Annotated in this window: 16 protein-coding genes; 11 read left to right on the plus strand and 5 right to left on the minus strand. The window is 49.3% G+C overall.

Annotation, left to right across the window (positions count from 1 at the left end):
* Position 1 precedes the first annotated feature (1 nt).
* The 3 genes from IPP66_12720 to IPP66_12730 are packed head-to-tail and all read right to left on the minus strand — an operon-like array spanning position 2 to position 3519.
* A complete protein-coding gene (locus IPP66_12720; protein ID MBK9926141.1) occupies positions 2-2038 on the minus strand; it encodes an LUD domain-containing protein in 2037 nt (678 codons plus the stop codon).
* A 3-nt stretch (positions 2039-2041) separates the two neighbouring features.
* Entirely contained in the window at positions 2042-2755 is a 714-nt protein-coding gene (locus IPP66_12725; GenBank protein MBK9926142.1) for a class I SAM-dependent methyltransferase, read from the minus strand.
* A gap of 14 nt (positions 2756-2769) precedes the next feature.
* Positions 2770-3519: a (Fe-S)-binding protein gene (locus IPP66_12730; protein MBK9926143.1), complete on the minus strand. Its 750-nt coding sequence runs from the start codon at positions 3517-3519 to the stop codon at positions 2770-2772.
* A gap of 108 nt (positions 3520-3627) precedes the next feature.
* On the opposite strand from IPP66_12730, the gene glgP reads away from it, so the two are divergent.
* Positions 3628-5763, plus strand: coding sequence for an alpha-glucan family phosphorylase (glgP, locus tag IPP66_12735; protein ID MBK9926144.1), 2136 nt, complete (start codon positions 3628-3630; stop codon positions 5761-5763).
* A 5-nt stretch (positions 5764-5768) separates the two neighbouring features.
* On the plus strand, positions 5769-6113 hold the full coding sequence (locus IPP66_12740) for a hypothetical protein (protein ID MBK9926145.1): 345 nt from the start codon (positions 5769-5771) through the stop codon (positions 6111-6113).
* Between the two features lie 37 nt (positions 6114-6150).
* Here IPP66_12740 and IPP66_12745 read toward each other — a convergent pair whose 3' ends face one another.
* Complete coding sequence (locus tag IPP66_12745; protein ID MBK9926146.1) at positions 6151-7275, minus strand: aminopeptidase; 1125 nt, start codon at positions 7273-7275, stop codon at positions 6151-6153.
* Between the two features lie 149 nt (positions 7276-7424).
* Here IPP66_12745 and IPP66_12750 point away from each other — a divergent pair, with 149 nt between their 5' ends.
* From IPP66_12750 to IPP66_12760, 3 genes are all read left to right on the plus strand, one after another.
* Entirely contained in the window at positions 7425-8696 is a 1272-nt protein-coding gene (locus IPP66_12750) for a radical SAM protein (protein ID MBK9926147.1), read from the plus strand.
* 103 nt (positions 8697-8799) lie between these two features.
* Entirely contained in the window at positions 8800-9108 is a 309-nt protein-coding gene (locus IPP66_12755) for a MoaD/ThiS family protein (protein ID MBK9926148.1), read from the plus strand.
* Positions 9105-9383, plus strand: coding sequence for a MoaD/ThiS family protein (locus IPP66_12760; GenBank protein MBK9926149.1), 279 nt, complete (start codon positions 9105-9107; stop codon positions 9381-9383). The genes IPP66_12755 and IPP66_12760 overlap by 4 nt, the downstream gene beginning before the upstream one ends.
* Positions 9384-9635: 252 nt before the next feature.
* Here the strand turns inward: IPP66_12760 and IPP66_12765 are convergent, their stop codons facing one another.
* Complete coding sequence (locus IPP66_12765; GenBank protein MBK9926150.1) at positions 9636-11462, minus strand: aldehyde ferredoxin oxidoreductase family protein; 1827 nt, start codon at positions 11460-11462, stop codon at positions 9636-9638.
* Positions 11463-11763: 301 nt separating this feature from the next.
* Here IPP66_12765 and IPP66_12770 point away from each other — a divergent pair, with 301 nt between their 5' ends.
* The 6 genes from IPP66_12770 (at position 11764) to IPP66_12795 (ending at position 19351) form a co-directional block, all read left to right on the plus strand.
* Positions 11764-13917, plus strand: a complete 2154-nt coding sequence (locus IPP66_12770; GenBank protein MBK9926151.1) for a bi-domain-containing oxidoreductase — start codon at positions 11764-11766, stop codon at positions 13915-13917.
* A gap of 5 nt (positions 13918-13922) precedes the next feature.
* Positions 13923-15524 (plus strand): hypothetical protein, encoded by a 1602-nt coding sequence (locus tag IPP66_12775; protein MBK9926152.1) that lies wholly within the window; start codon positions 13923-13925, stop codon positions 15522-15524.
* A gap of 16 nt (positions 15525-15540) precedes the next feature.
* Entirely contained in the window at positions 15541-15999 is a 459-nt protein-coding gene (locus tag IPP66_12780) for an NUDIX domain-containing protein (protein MBK9926153.1), read from the plus strand.
* Between the two features lie 36 nt (positions 16000-16035).
* Positions 16036-17226 carry a toll/interleukin-1 receptor domain-containing protein gene (locus tag IPP66_12785; protein ID MBK9926154.1) on the plus strand — a complete coding sequence of 397 codons (1191 nt, stop codon included), beginning with the start codon at positions 16036-16038 and terminating at the stop codon, positions 17224-17226.
* 188 nt (positions 17227-17414) lie between these two features.
* On the plus strand, positions 17415-18284 hold the full coding sequence (gene dapA, locus IPP66_12790; protein ID MBK9926155.1) for a 4-hydroxy-tetrahydrodipicolinate synthase: 870 nt from the start codon (positions 17415-17417) through the stop codon (positions 18282-18284).
* A 41-nt stretch (positions 18285-18325) separates the two neighbouring features.
* The gene (locus IPP66_12795) at positions 18326-19351 is read left to right on the plus strand and encodes a proline racemase family protein (GenBank protein ID MBK9926156.1); all 1026 of its coding nucleotides are present in this window, start codon (positions 18326-18328) and stop codon (positions 19349-19351) included.
* Positions 19352-19443: the final 92 nt, after the last annotated feature.

Below are 19443 nucleotides of genomic sequence, written 5' to 3' on the forward strand. Positions count from 1 at the left end.
ATCATGCTACCAAAAAGACCACGATCTCGCCCGGTCCATGCACGCCAATGGTGTGAGACATTTCGATGTCGCCCGTGCGTGATGGGCCTGTGATAAAAGCGGCAGACTTTGTCCCACGCACAAGATGGATCGCATTCTCAAGTGATGGATAAATGTCTGACTCGTGCAAAATTGCCAGATGGACTTCCGGTAACAGCGAAGCAAACAACTTATCGCCCTCATCGTCCGCCTCCAACACGGACCCGGTATCTGCCAGCCCACAAATGGCCTTTGTCACCCCGCACGTTTCACTGTATTTAAAAGAGACGTGCGGGGTCACCCCGACACTTACTTTTGCATCACGTTCATGACTTATGGTGATTCCTGCTTGATGAAGTTTGTCTTCATCCAAAACGTTCGGCTCAAGATGGATGTGTTTGATATTCCGTGTTTTAAGAAATTCGATCACCTTATCCGCTACTTCATTCTTCGTTGTGTGGACAACCTTCCCATCAACCTTGATCAATGATTCGACAAATTGTTCGGCCTTATGGTTTGCAGGAGCTCGCTCCTGCGTGGCTTCATGTTTCGAGTAAGGTTGGGCTTTATCCGGGTTTGGGTTTTCGGACAGTAAGCTGTCCGATTCCATAAAACGTTCTCGAAACGTCTTTCCTGCAAACCTTGGCAAGTCCTTGCTGTAACCCCAACCCGTGATCGCTGGCAAGTGGATGTAGTCACTGAAAGGGGAGAGGAGAAAAGTTCCCAGCGAGGCGAATTTTTGGGAGAACGCAAACAGCCTCGGGTAAGTCGCGATGCGGCTGTATATCTGCAAGAAAAGTTTTGACGTGAGCGACAGTCCGCCACCGTTGTTCACTGATGACTGTTTCCTGTCGATTGGGCTTTGCCCTGCTCTTACACGAGTCAATAACTTTGGCAGGTCAATGTCTACTGGACAAGCATCCTTACATGCGCCACAAAGCGACGATGCCTGCGCAAGCGGGACGAACTCACTTCCGAAGAGTCCCGCAGAGATGACGGAGCCGATGGGGCCAGAATATGGACTCTTATAAGCGTGCCCACCGAGTTCGCGAAAAACGGGGCAGGCGTTGAGGCACGAGCCGCATCGAATGCAATACAGCGATTCTTTGAGCGGCGAATTGCGCAGGCGCGAACGTCCGTTATCGAGCAGGATGATATGGCGTTGTTGATTGGGGAGAGGCTGGTGGATCAGTTGAGTGTAGACGCTGAGTTTTTGTCCCGTTGCAGAGCGGGGGAGAAGCGAGAGCATGAGCGCGAGATCATCGAGGTTGCGGACGAGGCGCTCCATGCCCATCAGCGCAATATGGATCGGCGGCAGGGATGTGACCATGCGTCCATTGCCTTCGTTGGTGACGAGACAGATGCCGCCTGTTTCAGCGATGCCAAAATTCACGCCGCTGATGCCGACATCGGCAGTGAGAAAGACATCGCGCAGGACTTTACGTGCTGTGTTCGTAAGTGTAGGAATATCTTCGGTATAGGGGATGCCAAGTTTCTCGTGGAAGAGTTTGCCCACGTCGTTACGGCGCAAGTGGATGGCGGGTGTGATAATGTGTGCAGGTTTTTCATTGCGTAGTTGAACGATGTATTCACCCAGATCCGTTTCGACGACTTTCATCCCTTTTGATTCGAGAACATGATTAAGGTCAAGCTCTTCTGAGATCATCGATTTGGATTTGGCGACAAGAAAATTACGTTTTATGGATTTCGCATTACGTAATTCGTGATCTGTGATGCGTGAAATCGTTTCGATTGCCTCTTGTGCATCTTTTGCGCGATGAACAACAATTCCATTTTGAGTTGCATTATGGATGAATTGTTCAAGATATTCGTCGAGGTGCTCGATGATGTCTGCACGCACACTGTGTGCCCTTTGACGGCGCTCGCGCCAATCGGGTAGTGACTTCATGGCGTTGATGCGTCCGTTAACACGGCGTTCGGCATTGGCATCCAATGCAAGTTGAAGGCTCTCGTTCGTAAGGGATGTGCGGATGCGCTCTCTAAATTCAGTGGCGGTCATAGCTCATTTGACCGCTTTCTTGCCAATAAACAGGCCGCGGTTTCCCGGTTCTTTTTTGTTGTGGGTAACGCGCAATCCTGCCTTATTAAATGCATCCATGTATTCTGCATGTGTGAACAATCCCAATGTGTGTACTTCTGTGAGATGGTTCACTCCTTTTGATGTACCGATCATGTAATGCAGATCCACAAAGGAGATTTTCCCTTTTTGCCTGCTCAAACTCATACGGACGATCTTCAGGTCAGGTTTTTCGACCTGAAGGGTGAATATGTTGCCGGGATTCCATTGCTCGGGTGTGAACCACGGCTCGACCAATAGAACACCTCCCGGAAGCAGATGATTGGTCATGTTCTTGATTGCTTTATCCAGGTTGGACTTGTTCTTCACGTATCCAATGGAACTGAACAGGCAGGTGATGATGTCGTATTGGCGATCCAATTTGAAGTCGATCATGTTGCCTTGATGAAAGCGGATCTTCGGATGTTTCTTCTTGGCAACCTTCAACATTTGGGCGTCAAGATCCAATCCTTCGACTTTGTAATACTTGTTCAGTAACCCCGCGTGAACTCCCGTCCCACAGGCGAGATCGAGCAGGGTGTTTCCTTGGGAGCGTTTGTGCTTTTGGATAATTTTATTTAATTTGTTTACCTCTATTACATAATTCTTGCCTGCTGAGCCATAAATATCATCGTAATATTGTGCTGATTTCGAGAACATGGTTTCCTCCTGTGTTAGCGGGTGTTAAGCACTTCCGCAATATGAATGACTTTCTGCTTTTTCTTTTGCCGATGCAATCCGCCCGCGATGTGCATCAGGCATCCCGACTCGGTCACGACTAGAGTAGGGGACTCCGTCTTTTCTAAATTACCGATCTTTCGCTTCAACCATTCTGCTGAAAGTTCGGGATGTTCCATGGAGAAGATGCCACCGAAGCCGCAACAATTTTCGGCCTCTGGTAGTTCAACGATGTTCGCGCCTCTCACGTTTGCCAGTAGGGCGCGTGGTTGGCGGTCAATGTTCATGCCGCGCAGTGTGTGACATGAGGGATGATACGTCAGCGTTCCGTTCCATTGTGCGCCGAGATCGGTCACGTTGAGTTTGTCAACAAGATATTCTGTGAACTCGTAAACGCGTGAAGCCAATGCCTTTGCACGTGGAAGCCAGACAGGGTCGTCTGCGAACAACTCTGCGTATCCGTGTTTCATCATGTAGGCACACGAGCCCGAAGGGACAACAATGTCGCAGACTTCCGAAGTCTTTAAAGACTTCGGAAGTCTCTCTAAAACCTTGATGGTATGTTCTGCCATTGGCCGCGCTTCTTTTCGCAAGCCCGCGTTGAAGTTGGGTTGTCCGCAACAGGTTTGGTCGGGCGCGAATTCCACGTCAATGCCGAGGCGATGGAAAATGTCCACGATGGCCGAACCAGTTTTCGGGTAGAAAGAATCGACAAGACATGTTACAAAAAATTGGATCGTTGGCATAAATCCATTGTACCGCTTGTCGCACTCAGTTTAATGCTTACTACCTGTTCGGGTACTTGTATCCTCTTGTAATTATCAGGAATAAATTTTGCGGTATGATTGTGCGCCATGAATAATTTTCGCACTCAACTTCCTTCCTTTGACCTTCCTAAAAAGCTGGCTCGCCTCGGTGAGTTGGCATACAACCTTTGGTGGACGTGGCAACCTGACGCCACCCGCCTATATTCGCAATTGGATCGTGCCATGTGGGAGCGTTTGAATCACAATCCCATTCGCATGTTGCGCGAGATCACGCGTAAGCGTTTGAATGAAGTTCTCAAAGACAGAGACTATATGACATCGTATCAATTTGTCTTTGATGAATTTGATGCATATATGGCGCAACAAGAGACGTGGACGAATCAGACTCAGCCGAAGCTGGCTCAAAATTCCATAGCTTATTTTTCCATGGAGTTTGGTCTGCATGAAACTCTACCGATCTATTCGGGTGGCCTTGGCGTATTGGCTGGTGATCATTTGAAAGAAGCCAGTGACTTGGGCTTGCCGTTGACTGGTATCGGCTTCATGTATTCGCAAGGATATTTCTCACAGCGCATCAGCGAGGATGGCTGGCAAGAGTCTTTGAACAACCCGTTAACTTTTGACGATTTACCAGTGACTCAGGTGTTGCAAGATGGCAAGCCTGTCACCGTATCGGTTGAGTTACCGGACCGAAACATTGCATTGCGTGTGTGGGAAGTGCGTGTGGGTCGGATTCCGCTGTATCTATTGGATTCAAATGTTGAAGGCAATTCAGACTATGACCGCCTGTTGACCGCGCGCTTATATTGGTCGGACTTGGACCGCCGCATCATTCAGGAAGTTCTGCTTGGTATTGGCGGCGTGCGTATGTTGCGTGTGTTGGGAGTCAACCCAACTGTTTGGCATATGAATGAAGGACATGCCGCATTCCTTGTGTTGGAACGCGCGCGTGAACTGATTGTGAAGGGTGATACGTTTGAAACTGCAATCGAAAAAACACGTGGGCAGAACATTTTCACCACACATACCCCTGTCCCTGCTGGGAATGACGAATTCCCGCTGTGGCTTATGGATAAATATCTTGCGGCGATCTGGCCTCAGCTTGGCTTAAGCCGTGAGCAGTTCTATGACCTTGCGCGCCATCAGCAGGCACATGGCGAAACGTTCAGCATGGGCGTACTTGCTCTCCGCTCCTCGAAGGGACGCAATGCCGTCTCTGAATTGCACGGACATGTCTCGCGTGATATGTGGCACTTCCTTTGGAATGACAAGAAGGTGGATGATGTTCCCATCACACATGTGACGAACGGAGTCCACACCGCAAATTGGATGGCACGTCGCTTGCGCCTGTTGCTCGACCTGCATCTTGGCCGAAATTGGCTTGATCGTTTGGATGACTCTAATTTGTGGGATAAGCTGGATACCCTTCCCAATGAAGCCTTGTGGGAAGTTCGCCAGCACCTCAAACGCAAATTGGACTTTTACCTGCGCGAACGCGTCCGTGACCGTTGGACGGCAGGTGGTTTCCATCCGGTGCAGGTTGTCTCTGCGGGACTTTTGCTCAACCCGTATGTGTTGACAATTGGTTTTGCGCGCCGCTTTGCCACCTATAAACGAGCCAGCCTGATCCTTTCAGATGTGGAACGTTTATTGAATGTTATCAATCGCCCGAACATGCCGGTGCAGATCGTTTTTGCAGGCAAGGCACATCCTGCCGATGAACCTGGCAAGCAACTCATCCAGAAGATCTATCGCACAGTCAAACGCGCTGAGACGGGCGGGCGCCTCGTCTTTGTTGAAGACTATGATATGAATCTTGCTCGTTACCTTGTCCAAGGTGTGGATGTGTGGCTCAATACGCCGCGCCGTCCGCTGGAAGCAAGTGGCACATCGGGCATGAAAGCTGGCTTGAATGGCGCATTGAACTTCTCCATTCTTGATGGTTGGTGGCGTGAGGCCTTTAATGGCAAGAATGGCTGGTCTATTGGCGAGGATAAGCACACCGAAGTGACTGATCTTCAGGACCAGTCCGACGCGCAGGATTTATATAACAAATTGGAAAACGAACTCATCCCAATGTATTACGACCGTGATATCAATGGCATCCCGACAGAATGGGTGGGACGTATGAAAGAATCCATCAAGACTGTCGCTCCGCAATTCTCCACCCGTCGCATGGTGAAGGAATATGTAGAGAAGTTGTATTCAAAGGCATTGGAATAACAATTATGTTCCCCGAAATTACCGTGGCCGAACTGGCCGAAAAGCTCAACTCAGAAGATAAATTTATTTTGCTTGACGTTCGCGAGCTTGATGAGTTGAACTATGCCAAAATAGAGGATAACAGGCTTGAGGTCACACCGATGAGCCGGTTGGCGCAGGACGGACCGGATGCTTTGTCAGAGTCCGCTAGAGCGCAAGACATTCCTGTCTATATCATGTGTCATCATGGGAGTCGTAGTGCACAAGTCACTGCATGGTTGGCGCAACAGGGATGGAAGAACGTAGTCAACGTCCGTGGTGGGATCGATGAATATGCACGTAAAGTTGATAGCGGGGTTGGGTTTTATTAAACGATGTAGGGACGGGCAGCTGCCCGTCCCTACGATTTTATTTTCCGAAAACAAATTCCCCATTCTTGTAAAACAACTCGCCATCCACGCGGATTTCCGAGTCTGTGCGTAGGTCGCATATCATGTCCCAGTGGATGGATGATTTATTGTGTGAACCAGTTTCCGGGTAACCTGCGCCGAGCGCCATGTGGAATGTCCCGCCGATCTTTTCATCGAACAGGATATTGCCGGTAAACTTGTCGATATCGTAGTTCGAACCAATGGCAAATTCGCCTATGTAACGTGAGCCGCCATCCGAATCAAGCATCTTGAGCAGGTATTCCTGATTCTGTTTTGCAGTAGCTTGTTCCACACGCCCATCTTTGAACTTTAACTCCGCACCTTCCACGGCCACGCCGCCATAGATCGCGGGATATGTATATTTCACCCAACCATTAAGAGACTCTTCCACCGGCCCTGTATAAATTTCGCCGTCGGGCATGTTATAGGTGCCCGTTGAATTCATGAACTTGCGGCCTTTGATCGAAAGCGTCAGGTCAACGTTCGGTCCTTGTAGCGTAACTTTGTCCTTGCCTGCAAGAAAGTCAATGGCTCTCTGTTGACCGGCTGCCGTGCTGTTCCAATAGGCGATCGGGTCTTCTTCGTTGGCATGGATAGCCTTGAAGACGAAATCTTCATAAGCTTTTAAACTCATCCCGGCGTCTTGTGCAAAGCCATCGGTGGGGTAGAGCGTAGTGACCCACTTGAATTTTCCCTCTGCGCCACGTCGCATTTGATGTTCTGTGATCGTGCTGGTTGCCCGGCTGTGCCGTTGCGCTTTGGCAGGGTCAATGCTGGATGTGGCTCGCGTGTTTGCCGCAGAATGAATGCGGATGCGGCCCTCGAACTGTTCGTAAGCAAGCTTATAAAATGTCGGTACAAAGTCAAGTTGGGTGTCATTGGCATAGGTGAGGAACATGTCCTCTTGCACAAACGGCACCATGCCTGGAAACCCGACCATCAGGTGCGGTAGACCGCCTTTTTCCAAAATTTGACTATATAACTCTCGTATCAAGGGCTCCGCAAGGGTTGTCCCTTCGATCAAGATGCGGTCGCCGGGTACGATGCGTGCTGAATGTTCCACTAAGATCTTTGCGAATTTTTGAACTCGTAGGTCAGCCAAGGGGATTCTCCTAAATGGATTAGTTCGAAGATTATAACATTTCCCAAACATGGGCTATTTGTCTTCATTGAACTGTAACTTTCGTCACATGAATCTTTTCCAAAAATGGATAACATAAGTATGAATTGGTTTATCAGTAAGGAGAGACCATGAACGTTCTTTCGACGAAACCGACAACCGCCTGGGCAGAAGTGGATGAACAGGGACGCCTCATTCTTCCACCTGAAGTTGCTCGCCAGTATGGGATGAATCCTGGTTCCAAGGTTCGCCTCGACGAGGGGAATAACTTCGTCCGTATGCATCGCCCGGTAACGCACCTCACCAAAGTCTACATCGAACCAACCGTTGCCTGCAATCTCGATTGCATTACCTGTTTCCGCAATGCGTGGGACCAGCCCATTGGCCGTATGACCGAGGACACGTTTGAAAGTATCATCAACGGCCTCAAACAAATGGACCCAATTCCCAGTGTTTATTTTGGGGGCATCGGCGAACCGCTCTTCCATCAAAAGACAATCGAATGGATCCGTCGTATCAAACAGGAACTTGGTGTAAAAGTGGAAGTCATCACCAACGGCACGATCCTGACCGAGAAAAAGGCTCGTGAACTAATTGACGCAGGGTTGGATATTCTCTGGGTTTCTTTAGATGGCGCAACTCCCGAAGGTTTCGCCGACGTACGCCTCGGTGCGGAATTTCCTGTCATCATCGAAAATCTTCGCCGTCTCTTCAAAATGCGCGGACCGGGTCACTTCCCCAAGCCTGAGATCGGTGTTGCATTCGTGGCGATGAAACGCAACATCAATGATTTGCCAAAGATCATTCAACTGGGACATACTTTCGGCGCACGGTATTACTCCGTCAGCAATGTGCAACCCGCCACGCCAGAGATGCAAGCGGACCGTCTCTACTTACGCACGATGCGAAACATTGCTTATCTGCCTTCTCCCATGTTGCCAAAACTCAGCCTCCCAAAAATGGACTTCAACGAAGATACGCAAGCCGCGCTTACCGAGGCCTTCAACAGCGGATGCAACATCAGCTTTGCGGGCAACAATTGGGGCGGCGCCAACGATGTCTGTAACTTCGTCGAAAGCGGAACCATGTCCATTGCGTGGACGGGCGACGTCAGCCCGTGTTGGCCGTTGATGCACACGCATACCAGCTATTTGCACAACAAACCACGCACCTCGCAAAAACATGTCATTGCCAATGTCCGCGAAAAAACGTTGGAGCAGATTTGGCTCGATCCGGAATATCTCGCCTATCGCGAACGCTTGCATAACTTTGTTTTTGCGCCCTGCACCTTCTGCGGTGGCTGTGACCTCTCTGAAGAAAATGTGGAAGACTGTCTTGGCAACGATATTGCTCCCGTCTGCGGCGGATGCTTGTGGGCGCAGGGCATCATCCAGTGCCCGTAGATTTTTGGAGTTAGGGAGCTTGCTCCCGTATTTTCGGCGGCAAGCCACCGACTCCATAAAATTTGATATACTGCATTTTATGCAGGCGAAATTCTATGCCAATATGCGTACGATCATTGGCATCCCGTCTTTGGATGTGGACGATGCACGCGTGGATACCTTCCGCAAGCTGACCGCCTACCTCATCGAAAAATTCCCCGAAGCCAAACAGCATTTATTGGATTTGCACGACAATCTGCGGCAGGATGTGCCTGTCTATGTGGATGGACGGAACCCGCGTCTTTTGACGGCGGGAATTGATACGCCCCTCAAGCCCGATTCTGTCGTCAGTTTTTTCTCTCCCATCTCCAGCGGACGGATGAACGTGGAAGTTTTACGTGAGCCGAATTTTAGGAAAAGGAGCAGTGAATGAAAGTCAATTTTTTTGCAACCCTACGCGATATTGCTGGTGGCAAGACGGTTGAGTTTGATGTAGATCATGGTGTCACCGCACAGGAACTTTTGGATGCGGTCATCGAGAAATTCCCGAAGATGAAAAAAGAGTTGCTCAACGAAAATGGAGATATGTACGGCCACGTCCACTTTTTTATCAATGGCCGTGATGTGCAATTTACCGAGGATAAATTCCAAACGAAGATCATGCAGGATGATACGGTCAATGTGTTCCCTGCGGTGGGTGGTGGCTAACCCCGAAGGGGTGGCATTCTTATAGCCTTGATGTCGTGTTTTCAAATCCCGAAGGGATGACATACGCTTGTGTCATCCCTTCGGGATTTTTCTGTTGGCGCATCGGCTTTTATAATCATTGCACCCCTTCGGGGTTGAGAAATGAACAGGGCGACTCACGTCGCCCTGTTTTGTGTTCGGGGAGATTCTGTTTCAGAAAGCAGAATCAGATGTCGGTTACCCACAGGGGGCTGTGCCAGAAAGAGCCGAGCGTTAGATGATTTCCAACTCTTTCAGTTTGGATTCAGGCACGACGCCGTTGACCCATCCGCGCTTGTCGTAATATTCCACGAGCATTTTATCGAGTTCGCAAACCTGGCCTTTGCTTCCACCCATCGTGGAGGGTTCATCGGTGAAGCGTTTGGGCAGGTAGTCACTGCCTTCGCGGAAGCCGTTCAGGTTGTTGTAATAGCGCTCGAGGTTATAGACGCGCTCGCCAACTTTGAGCAGATGCTCGGGGCTGGAGGGGACGCCCGTCATGGCTTCGTATTGCGCCGCGAACGCATCAAGCGATTCGGCGAATGTGGCAAATTTACAAATATCAAGACAATCTGTCACCGTATGAACATTTTGGAAAATCATGGCGAGTTCGCCTTTGCCCTTCCACTCAAGCGGATCGGTGACGGTAGACGGACCGAGCACGTTACCAACAACCTCAGCGGCAGGAGTGTAACCACGCAGATGGCAGGCACCGCGGTTGGATGTGGCGTAGCCAATGCCCATGCCTTTGATACCACGCGGATCGTATGCAGGCACGCCCTGACCTTTGACGGTCATGGCGAGTTCGGGGTGACCGAAGTGCGCGGCGACTGCATTGGCGCCGTTCGCGAGTACATCACCAAAGCCTTCACGATACGCGATCATTCTGGCGGTTTCGACCATCTTTGCACCATCGCCCCAGTTGATCTTGCCGGAGCCGTTGGTGTAGCCTCTGGCGCTGGCTTCCATCCAAACAGAAAGCGGATGTCCAACTTCGATGGCGTCGAAGCCATAATCGTTGGCGCAATCGATCATCTTGGCAACTACGCGGATATCGTCATTGCCGCAGTTCGCCCCGACAGACCAGGCGGGTTCGTATTCCACCGATTCCATGCGCAGACCGGCGTACGGTCCGTCCTTGATCTCTACTTCCTTTTTGCAGGCCACAGGGCAGGCGTGACAAGTGGGATTGTCCACAAGGATGTTATCGTTTACATATTCGCCCGCGATCTTATCGGCGTGTTCGTAAGCGGTTTGCTGACTGTTCATGGCGGGCAGACCACCAATGACATTGGTCATATTCATGAGCACGTTCGTGCCGTAGACGGAGAGTCCGCCTTTGCGTGGGGAGGTGACAACGCGCTCATCCATGATCTGGGCGAGGGCGGTGGAGTGAGCGGCCTTCCACTTATCACGGTCGGCGGCTTTGACGATCTTCTTCTCAGCTTTGATGACAATGGCTTTCAGGTTTTTCGAACCACCAACACAGCCGGTGCCACCGCGTCCGCTGGCGCGATCATCTTCGTTGACCCAGCACGCATACTTGACAAGGTTCTCACCTGCGGGACCAATGGCGATCACGGTCAGGTCTTTCTCACCATATTTTTCTTTGAAATGTTTTACGGTATCGTGAACGCCTTTCCCCCAAACTTCTGAAGCATCAAGCAGTTCAAATTCGCCATCATGGATGTAGACATAGGTCGGTTTGGCCGCTTTACCTTTGAAAACCAAGCCATCGTAACCAGCCCAGCGCAACCGGGCGGCAGACCAGCCTCCATGGTGAGAATCAGTGACCGTTCCAGTAAGAGGCGATTTTGTCACAACCGCCATACGTCCGCTCATGTTGGCTTCCGAGCCGGTCATGGGACCGTTCATGAAGCACAGCAGGTTATCTGGTGAAAGCGGATCGACCGATGGCCCATTGTCGAATACAAATCGTACGCCAACGCCACGAGCACCAATATATTTCAATTTGTATTCTTCGGGGATGGGTTTGAATTCTGTTTTGCCTGCAGTCAAATCTACCCAGGCAACCTTGTCTGCGTAACCACCGAGCGCCATAGTTAACTCCTCTGTTATGTATGAAACGACAAATAAACAGCTCACGCTGTTCCCGATATGAATAGAATAGCACTCGGAAAAATGAAAGTCAATTATTAAGTTTTTCCTTAATCGTAAAGGTGACATTTGTCATCCAAAGTTCGCTTTTAGTTCGCATATCGAGTTGGGTTATACTTCCTGATGTAGAGAATAGAGAACAGAAAGTAGATGAGTAGGGATTTAAAAGCGGTTTTCCGACGATCCAGCCTCTAAATTCTCCCTTACTAATCTCTAATACCCAATCTCTACTCTCCGATACCATATGAAACAACTCCTACAAAACGTCAAAACAGGTAAGTCCACAATCGAGAATGTACCCATGCCAACCCCGCGTGAAGGGCAGGCACTTGTCAAGATCGAGTCCAGCCTTGTCTCTGCGGGCACTGAACGCATGGTCGTCGAATTCGCAGAGAAAAGTTATCTTGGCAAGGCGCGTTCACGCCCTGATCTTGTCAAACAAACGCTCGATAAAGCAAAACGCGAAGGCATCATGCCAACTGTGCAGGCTGTATTCAACCGTCTCGATCAGCCCATGGCGCTTGGTTATTCATCTGCCGGCACGATCATTGCACTTGGTAAAGGTATGCAGGGATTCAAAGTCGGTCAACGTGTGGCGTGTGCCGGTGGCGGCTTTGCCGTCCATGCGGAATACAATGTTGTGCCGCGTAACCTGCTCACGCCTCTTCCAAAGAATGTCGATTCCGAATCCGCGGCCTTCACGACTCTTGGCGCCATTGCTTTGCACGGATTCCGTTTGGCCGAACCTCAGATCGGTGAGAATGTTGCGATCATCGGGATGGGATTGCTCGGCCTCCTCGCCGCCCAGATCGCTACCGCCGCTGGATGCAACGTTCTCGGCATTGACATTGACCCCGCCCGCCTCGCCCTCGCCTCTTCTCTTGGACTTCAAGCTGTTTCCCGTCCGAAAGCGGTGGACACAGCCCAAGCCTTCACCTCTAATCGCGGATTCGATGTCATCCTCATCTGCGCGGACACCTCGTCCAATGACCCGATTGAACTGGCGGGCGTCATTGCCCGTGACCGTGCGCGTGTTGTTGCAACAGGTGCGGTTGGGCTCACCATCCCTCGCAAGGTCTACTACGAAAAAGAGATCTCTTTTATCAACTCGCGTTCCTACGGACCTGGCCGTTACGACATCAACTACGAAGAAAACGGACACGACTATCCCCTCGGCTACATCCGTTGGACGGAGGGGCGCAACTTCGAAGCCGTCGTGGACTTAATGTCGAAGGGCAAGCTCAAAGTCCAACCACTCATCACACATCGTTTTCCAATCGAACAGGGCGTCAAAGCTTATGAAGTCATCACAGGGAAAGCGAAAGAAAAGTTCCTAGGTGTGTTACTTACATATCCTCAGTCTGTGGAAACAGCGGAAAGCCAGAAAGTTGTCAGGTTCAACGTTCAAACGTTACAACGTTCAAACGTTGTGACGCTGGGTGTTTTGGGTGCAGGCTTATTTGCCAATGCAGTTCTCCTTCCTGCCATCAAGAAAGCTGGAGATATCAACCTCGTCGGCATCGCCTCGTCGGGCGGGCTCCACGCTCAACACTCAGGCAAAAAGTTTGGCTTTCAGTACGCGACATCGAACGATGACGAGATCATCAATGACCCGAACATCAACACCGTCGCTATCCTTACCCGTCATGACTCACACGCGGATCTGGTCGTCAAAGCTCTCAAGGCAGGGAAGCATGTGTTTGTGGAAAAACCGTTGGCGATTAATAGCTCTCAGCTGTTAGCCATTAGCAAACAGCTAAAAGCTAACAATCAATCGCTCCTGACCGTAGGTTTCAACCGCCGCTTTGCCCCTCTTGCTCAACAACTTTCTACTTTCTACAAAGATCGCACCGAACCCATGCATGTTCACTACCGAGTCAATGCGGGTTATATTCCTCTCAATCATTGGACTCAAGACCCCGAACTCGGTGGCGGACGCATTATCGGCGAAGGCTGTCATTTCATTGACTTTATTACGTTTCTCGTTGGGGCAAGTCCCATTTCGGTGACAGCACATGCGTTACCTGATAACGGTAAATACCGCGAAGACAACGTCTCGATGACCTTTACCTTTCCTGATGGTTCCGTTGGTATCGTGGATTATCTCGCCAACGGCGACAAATCCTTCCCGAAAGAACGCGTTGAAGTGTTTTGTGGCGGAGGAGTGTCAGTGTTGGATGATTTCGTTTCGTTGCAGACAGTTCGTGATGGAAGAAAGAACGTGGCGAAGGGGGCGCAGGATAAAGGTCATGTGGTAGAGTGGAAAGCCTTCGCCAAATCCATTCGAGAAGGCGGCGAACTACCAATTCCATATGAGCAGTTGATCGGTGTGACCAAATCCACGTTTGCGGCGGTGGAAGCAATTAGGGGCACACAAAATAATTTCAAAACTATATAGGGATTATGAAGAGAATCAACGTTAACTTGAATGTCTTTCTGACGATAATAATAGCCGCGGGATTTCTCGTCTGGAGTGGGTTATTTATTTATCAATCATCATTCATTACCATTGATAGACAGCGGTCGTACTCTCTGTTTGATGATGCAATGATTTCCATGCGCTATGCTTGGAATTTTTCACATGGACAGGGTTTAGTTTGGAATGCCGGGGAATATGTTCAAGGATATACCAATCTTCTTATGGTATTGATTATGTCTTTGGTTACTTTGTTTCTAAGCAAAACCACATCCGTTTTGATGATTCAAATTCTTGGTGCGTTTTTTATGTTGATGATTGCCGGAATGAATGCAAAGATCGCAAGTGTCATTTTTTCAAACGATAACAATGACCATAAAAAATTTTTTGTTGTTCTGGCTTTTCTGTGTGGATTGGTATATTACCCATTAGCGTATTGGTCTCTGATGGGAATGGAAACAGGCTTATTAAGTGTGTTGTTGCTTTCTGGGGTCTTTTTTGCTTTGCAATATACCCGGGAAACCAAACCTATGTATCTGCTCCTTTTTTCAACAGCAGGTGGACTCGCATTTCTGACGAGAAACGATTCCTTTATTTTTTTCTTTATTTTATGGGGGTATCTTTGTGTTGATGGTTTTAGGGCGCGAGACGGTAAAAATAAAGTGCAATGGTATCTAGCTTCGGCTGGTTTGTATTTTGTTTTTATTGTTGGGGAGTTATGGTTTCAATACATGTATTATGGCCAATTCCTCCCCAATACTTATGTTCTTAAAATGACTGGGATGCCATTGCCTTTACGTATCCAAAATGGATTGGGTTTTATCTGGCCTTATTTGAAAGAGGCAATTGTCGTTTTGACATTTTCGATCATCGCTTTGTTATTTCACTTTCATAAGCAAAAATTACTTTTATTCTCTTTGTTTGCTGTGTCTGTCATTTATCAAGTCTATGTAGGCGGGGACCCATGGAATTATTGGCGAATCATGTCGCCAACCATGCCGTTGTTATTGTTGCTTACCGTGGATGGCGCGTTTGTCCTGGGGAAATATGTTGTCAAATTTAGTGGCATTCAGAAAAATGGATTTAATTTGGCTGTATCGTTAGCTTTACTGGTGGCTTGCGTGGGTATGATTAACCTTCGCTTCTGGCCAGAAATATTTTTTCACTCTAAACCATTTCAAGTAAACGCTAACTATCGAAATGCAAATATTGCTGTAGCCCTAAACGATATCCTTACCCCCAGTGCTACGGTAGGAGTGTTTTGGGCGGGTACGATTCCATACTACGTTGATAGCAAAGCCATCGATTTTTTGGGTAAATCTGACGTTTATATTGCCAACTTGCCTCCTGATCTATCGGGCTCGGTATCGTTCAATGGGATGGCCAGTGTCCCCGGTCATAATAAATATGACTTAAAGTATTCCATTGTTGAGTTAAAGCCAACTTATGTGCAGAAGTTCTTTTGGGGCAGTCAGAATGTCGATTCGATGGCTGAAGATAACTATGTAGTAGTGAAATATAGATATATGACGTTATATCTTCTTAAAGACTCTCCTGATGTCAACTGGAAAAGACTTGGCCTTCGGTGACGTGTAAATATAATATATGGACTATTTGCTCGAACTGCGAAAGTATGTGGGACATCGTCCGCTGTTGATGGTGGGGGCGACCGTTTTTGTGTTCGATGAACAAAACCGCTTGCTCCTGCTCAAGCGCAGGGACAACAAATGTTGGGGGCCGCCCGGCGGTGCCGTGGAGCCCGGTGAAGTAGTGGAAGAAGCCGCCAAGCGCGAAACTCTCGAAGAGACAGGGCTCGAACTTGGGGAACTATCTCTGTATGGCGTTTTCTCTGGCGCGGACCAATTCTACCGCTACCCAAACGGAGACGAAGTCCACAACGTGACCATTACGTACATATCCCGCGTTCATGGTGGACAAGTCCACATCAGCCACGAGCACACCGATTGGAAATATTTCCCGTTGGCCGAAATCCCATCCGAGATCAGCCCGCCGATTATTCCGATTTTGCGAAAGCTACTCGCGGACTTTCAAGATAAGTCGTAAAATTCAAAAACAACATCCCTAATGGGGACAAAGCTTATGACAACCAATCGCCCTCTAAAAGTGTTTCTCTGTCATTCCAGCAACGACAAACCCGCCGTGCGTGAGTTATACCAAAGACTTCGCGTCGAACCGTGGATTCAACCCTGGCTGGACGAAGAAGAACTCTTCCCTGGCATGGATTGGAACATTGAGATCGAAAAAGCTATTGAAGAGACAGATGTAATTATCGTTTGCCTTTCCAAAGGCTCAACTACCAAAGAAGGCTATGTTCAACGCGAAATTCGGACTGCGTTGGATTATGCTGATTACAAACCCGAAGGCACTTTATACATTATCCCTGTACGTTTGGAAGAATGCGAACCGCCGCGCCGATTGCGTGCATGGCAATATGCGGATTATTTTGAAGGTCAACGGGAACGAGCATTTGAAAGATTATTGGTTAGTCTGAGGAGACGTGCCGACTCGCTAGGCATACAATTTGTTGTCTCGGATTCCGAAATTGATATTAATGAAAAGAGTACAAATTCTCTATCAGAGCAGTCTGAATGGCTAGTGCCTGTGAGTAATGCAGCAACAGCAACAGATATACTTGAATCTTCTCAAGAAGACCATCTATATTGCACCAACGCAATGGGGTTGACATTATTCAATTCCCTTGAAGATGCTCTCGAAAGCAAGAACGCAACGAACGCAATTTTAAATCTTGCTTCATTATTTCAATATATAGAAAATTATCCTCCTGATAATCTTGAAAAGAATTTTAATGTGTCAGCGTTCTCAAAAGTTGGTGCTTCATTAGAAGAATTATTTGAGGTGCGTGGTGGGCGCGCCCTTGCTCTTCGTGTAGGGCGTGCGATGTTCTCAGATATGATACGTAGATTTGGATTTTTCACTGGTGGGTTAAATTTAACGATTGCAGCTCTTCCATTACAAGCCAAATTAAAAATAGGGCTACCCGCTCTTGCCAAGATGTTTACGCAAATGAGCAACCAAAAAATTACTGTTCAGGAAAATGCCACTGAATGGATTTGGACAATAGACAAATGCCCTTATTGTTTAGAACGTACAGGATTAGATAAGTGTGTGTGTTTTATGGCAGTTGGTTTCTTACAAGAAAGTTTAAAATGGATTTCTAATGGTCAAGAATTCCGAGTCGCTGAGTTCAGATGCAAGGCTACAGGAGACTATGATTGTGCATTTTCGATTCAAAAAAATCCAATTGCATGATCGATACTATATAGCCAAATAATTTATTCCTTTCCCACAACTGGGGAAAGTAAACTTTCACTGCACCCGTAGTGCGTCGCACCATACGGGTTGATTTTTTCTGGTTGAGCAGAAGAATCTCAATCGGTAGCCTTTCCCCGTCAGTCAGGTGCGACGCACTCTCATACTCACCAACTGGAGCCTCCCTCATGCAACTCAAAGGAATATACGCCCCCATCGTCACACCCTTCAACGCGGACGAAAGCATCAACTACCCCGTCCTTGAACAACTGATCGAATACCTGATCGCCAACAAGATCGCAGGGCTCGTCCCCGGCGGCACCACGGGCGAAGTCTACGCCTTCACCGAAGCCGAACGGCTGGATATTTTCAAATTCACCAAAGAGAAAGTCAACGGGCGGGTGACGCTCATTGCAGGCACCAACTCTGGCGCCACGCGTGACGTGGTCCGCTACTCGCAGATCGCCGAAGAGATGGGCTACGACGCGCTCATGGTCGCCGTCCCGCCGTATTCACGTCCCAACCAGCGCGAACTGCTCGCGCATTACGAAGCCGTCGCCAAAGCCGTCAAAATTCCCATCGTGCTTTACAACTTCCCCTGGCGCGCGGGCACCGAAGTCAGCTACGAAGTGATGGACGGTCTGGCAAAATACGATCACATCATCGGCATCAAAGAAGCCTCCAGCGACATGTCCCGCGTCTACGAGTTTCGTCTGCGCTACGGCGACCGCTATCAAATGATCTGCGGCTCCGACGATCAAGCGCTCGACTACTTCCTGTGGGGCACCACCTCATGGATTGGCGGCGCCGCTTCCTGCGCTCCGCTCGAACATCACAACGTCCTCGAAGCCGCGCTCAACAACGATTTCGTCACCGCCCGCAAGCACATGGACAAGCTCCTCCCGCTCCTCCGCAACATGGAAAGCGGCGGTTACACCCAAAAAGTCAAGCTCGGCTGTGAACTACGTGGCATCAAGGTCGGCGCACCTCGTCAACCTCTCTTGCCTTTAGCCGATGACGACCGCAAAGAATTCGAACGCATCTTTAAGACGTTATAACGTTTAAACGTTCGAACGTTCAAACACCTGACTCTCGACTCATGATAAAGATTCCCTTCTTGGACTCACACACCGGCGGCGAGCCTACTCGCCTCATCACTTCGCTTCCTTTCGACCTCGGAACTGGTTCTGTTGCTGACAAATTATCCACGCTGAAAGCGCACCACGACGACCTGCGCCGCACCGTCCTGCTAGAACCCCGCGGCTCAGACGTGCTCGTCGGAGCATACCTCGTCCCGCCCGCCGACCCAACCTGTCAATTCGGCGTCATCTACTTCAACAACGTCGGCTACCTCGGCATGTGCGGACACGGCACGATTGGTCTCATTACATCATTGGCATACTTAGGAAAAGTCCAACCCGGTGTGATTCGTGTGGAGACTCCTGTTGGAGTTGTGGAAGCAACTCTACATGATATGTCGTTGCGAGGATGGCTTCAGCCCGACGAAGCAATCTCCCCCTCGGCTCATGGGATTGCTTCGGGCGAAAACCAAGAGCGCCCTCGCAATGACATGTACCCCAATCGAGTCTCCGTCAAAAACATCCCTGCATATCGCCACCTGACTCATGTCCCTGTCACCGTTGACGGCAAAACTGTCCACGGCGACGTGGCGTGGGGCGGCAACTGGTTCTTCCTCTGTCATGACCACGGACTTGAAGTCAACATGCAAAACCTCGAAGCGCTCACCGATTTCTCGTGGCGAGTCCGCGAGCAGTTGACTGCAAACGGCATCATCGGCGCGAACGGCGCGGAGATCGACCACGTTGAGTTATTCGCATCCACGCCTGATGCCGACAGCAAAAGTTTTGTTTTGTGTCCGGGCAAAGCTTATGACCGTTCTCCCTGCGGGACAGGCACGAGTGCAAAACTGGCTTGTCTTTATGGTGATGGCAAATTGCAAGTGGGACAAATCTGGAAACAACAAAGCGTCGTCGGCAGTATCTTTGAAGGCAGTGTGCAATTAGACGGTGACAAGATCATCCCAACCATTACTGGCGAAGCGTGGGTCATGTCCGAAGGCGCGATCTTGGTGGATGACCGCGATCCGTTCGGAAAAGGAATTTAAGAAATTAACTGCGAAGAGCGCTAAGAACGCAAAGATAAAAGAAATGTTTTCTTGGCGACCTTCGCGTGCTTTGCGGTTCAATAGGAATTTTC

It is taken from the genome of Candidatus Defluviilinea proxima (genome assembly GCA_016721115.1).
Lineage (GTDB): Bacteria > Chloroflexota > Anaerolineae > Anaerolineales > Villigracilaceae > Defluviilinea > Defluviilinea proxima.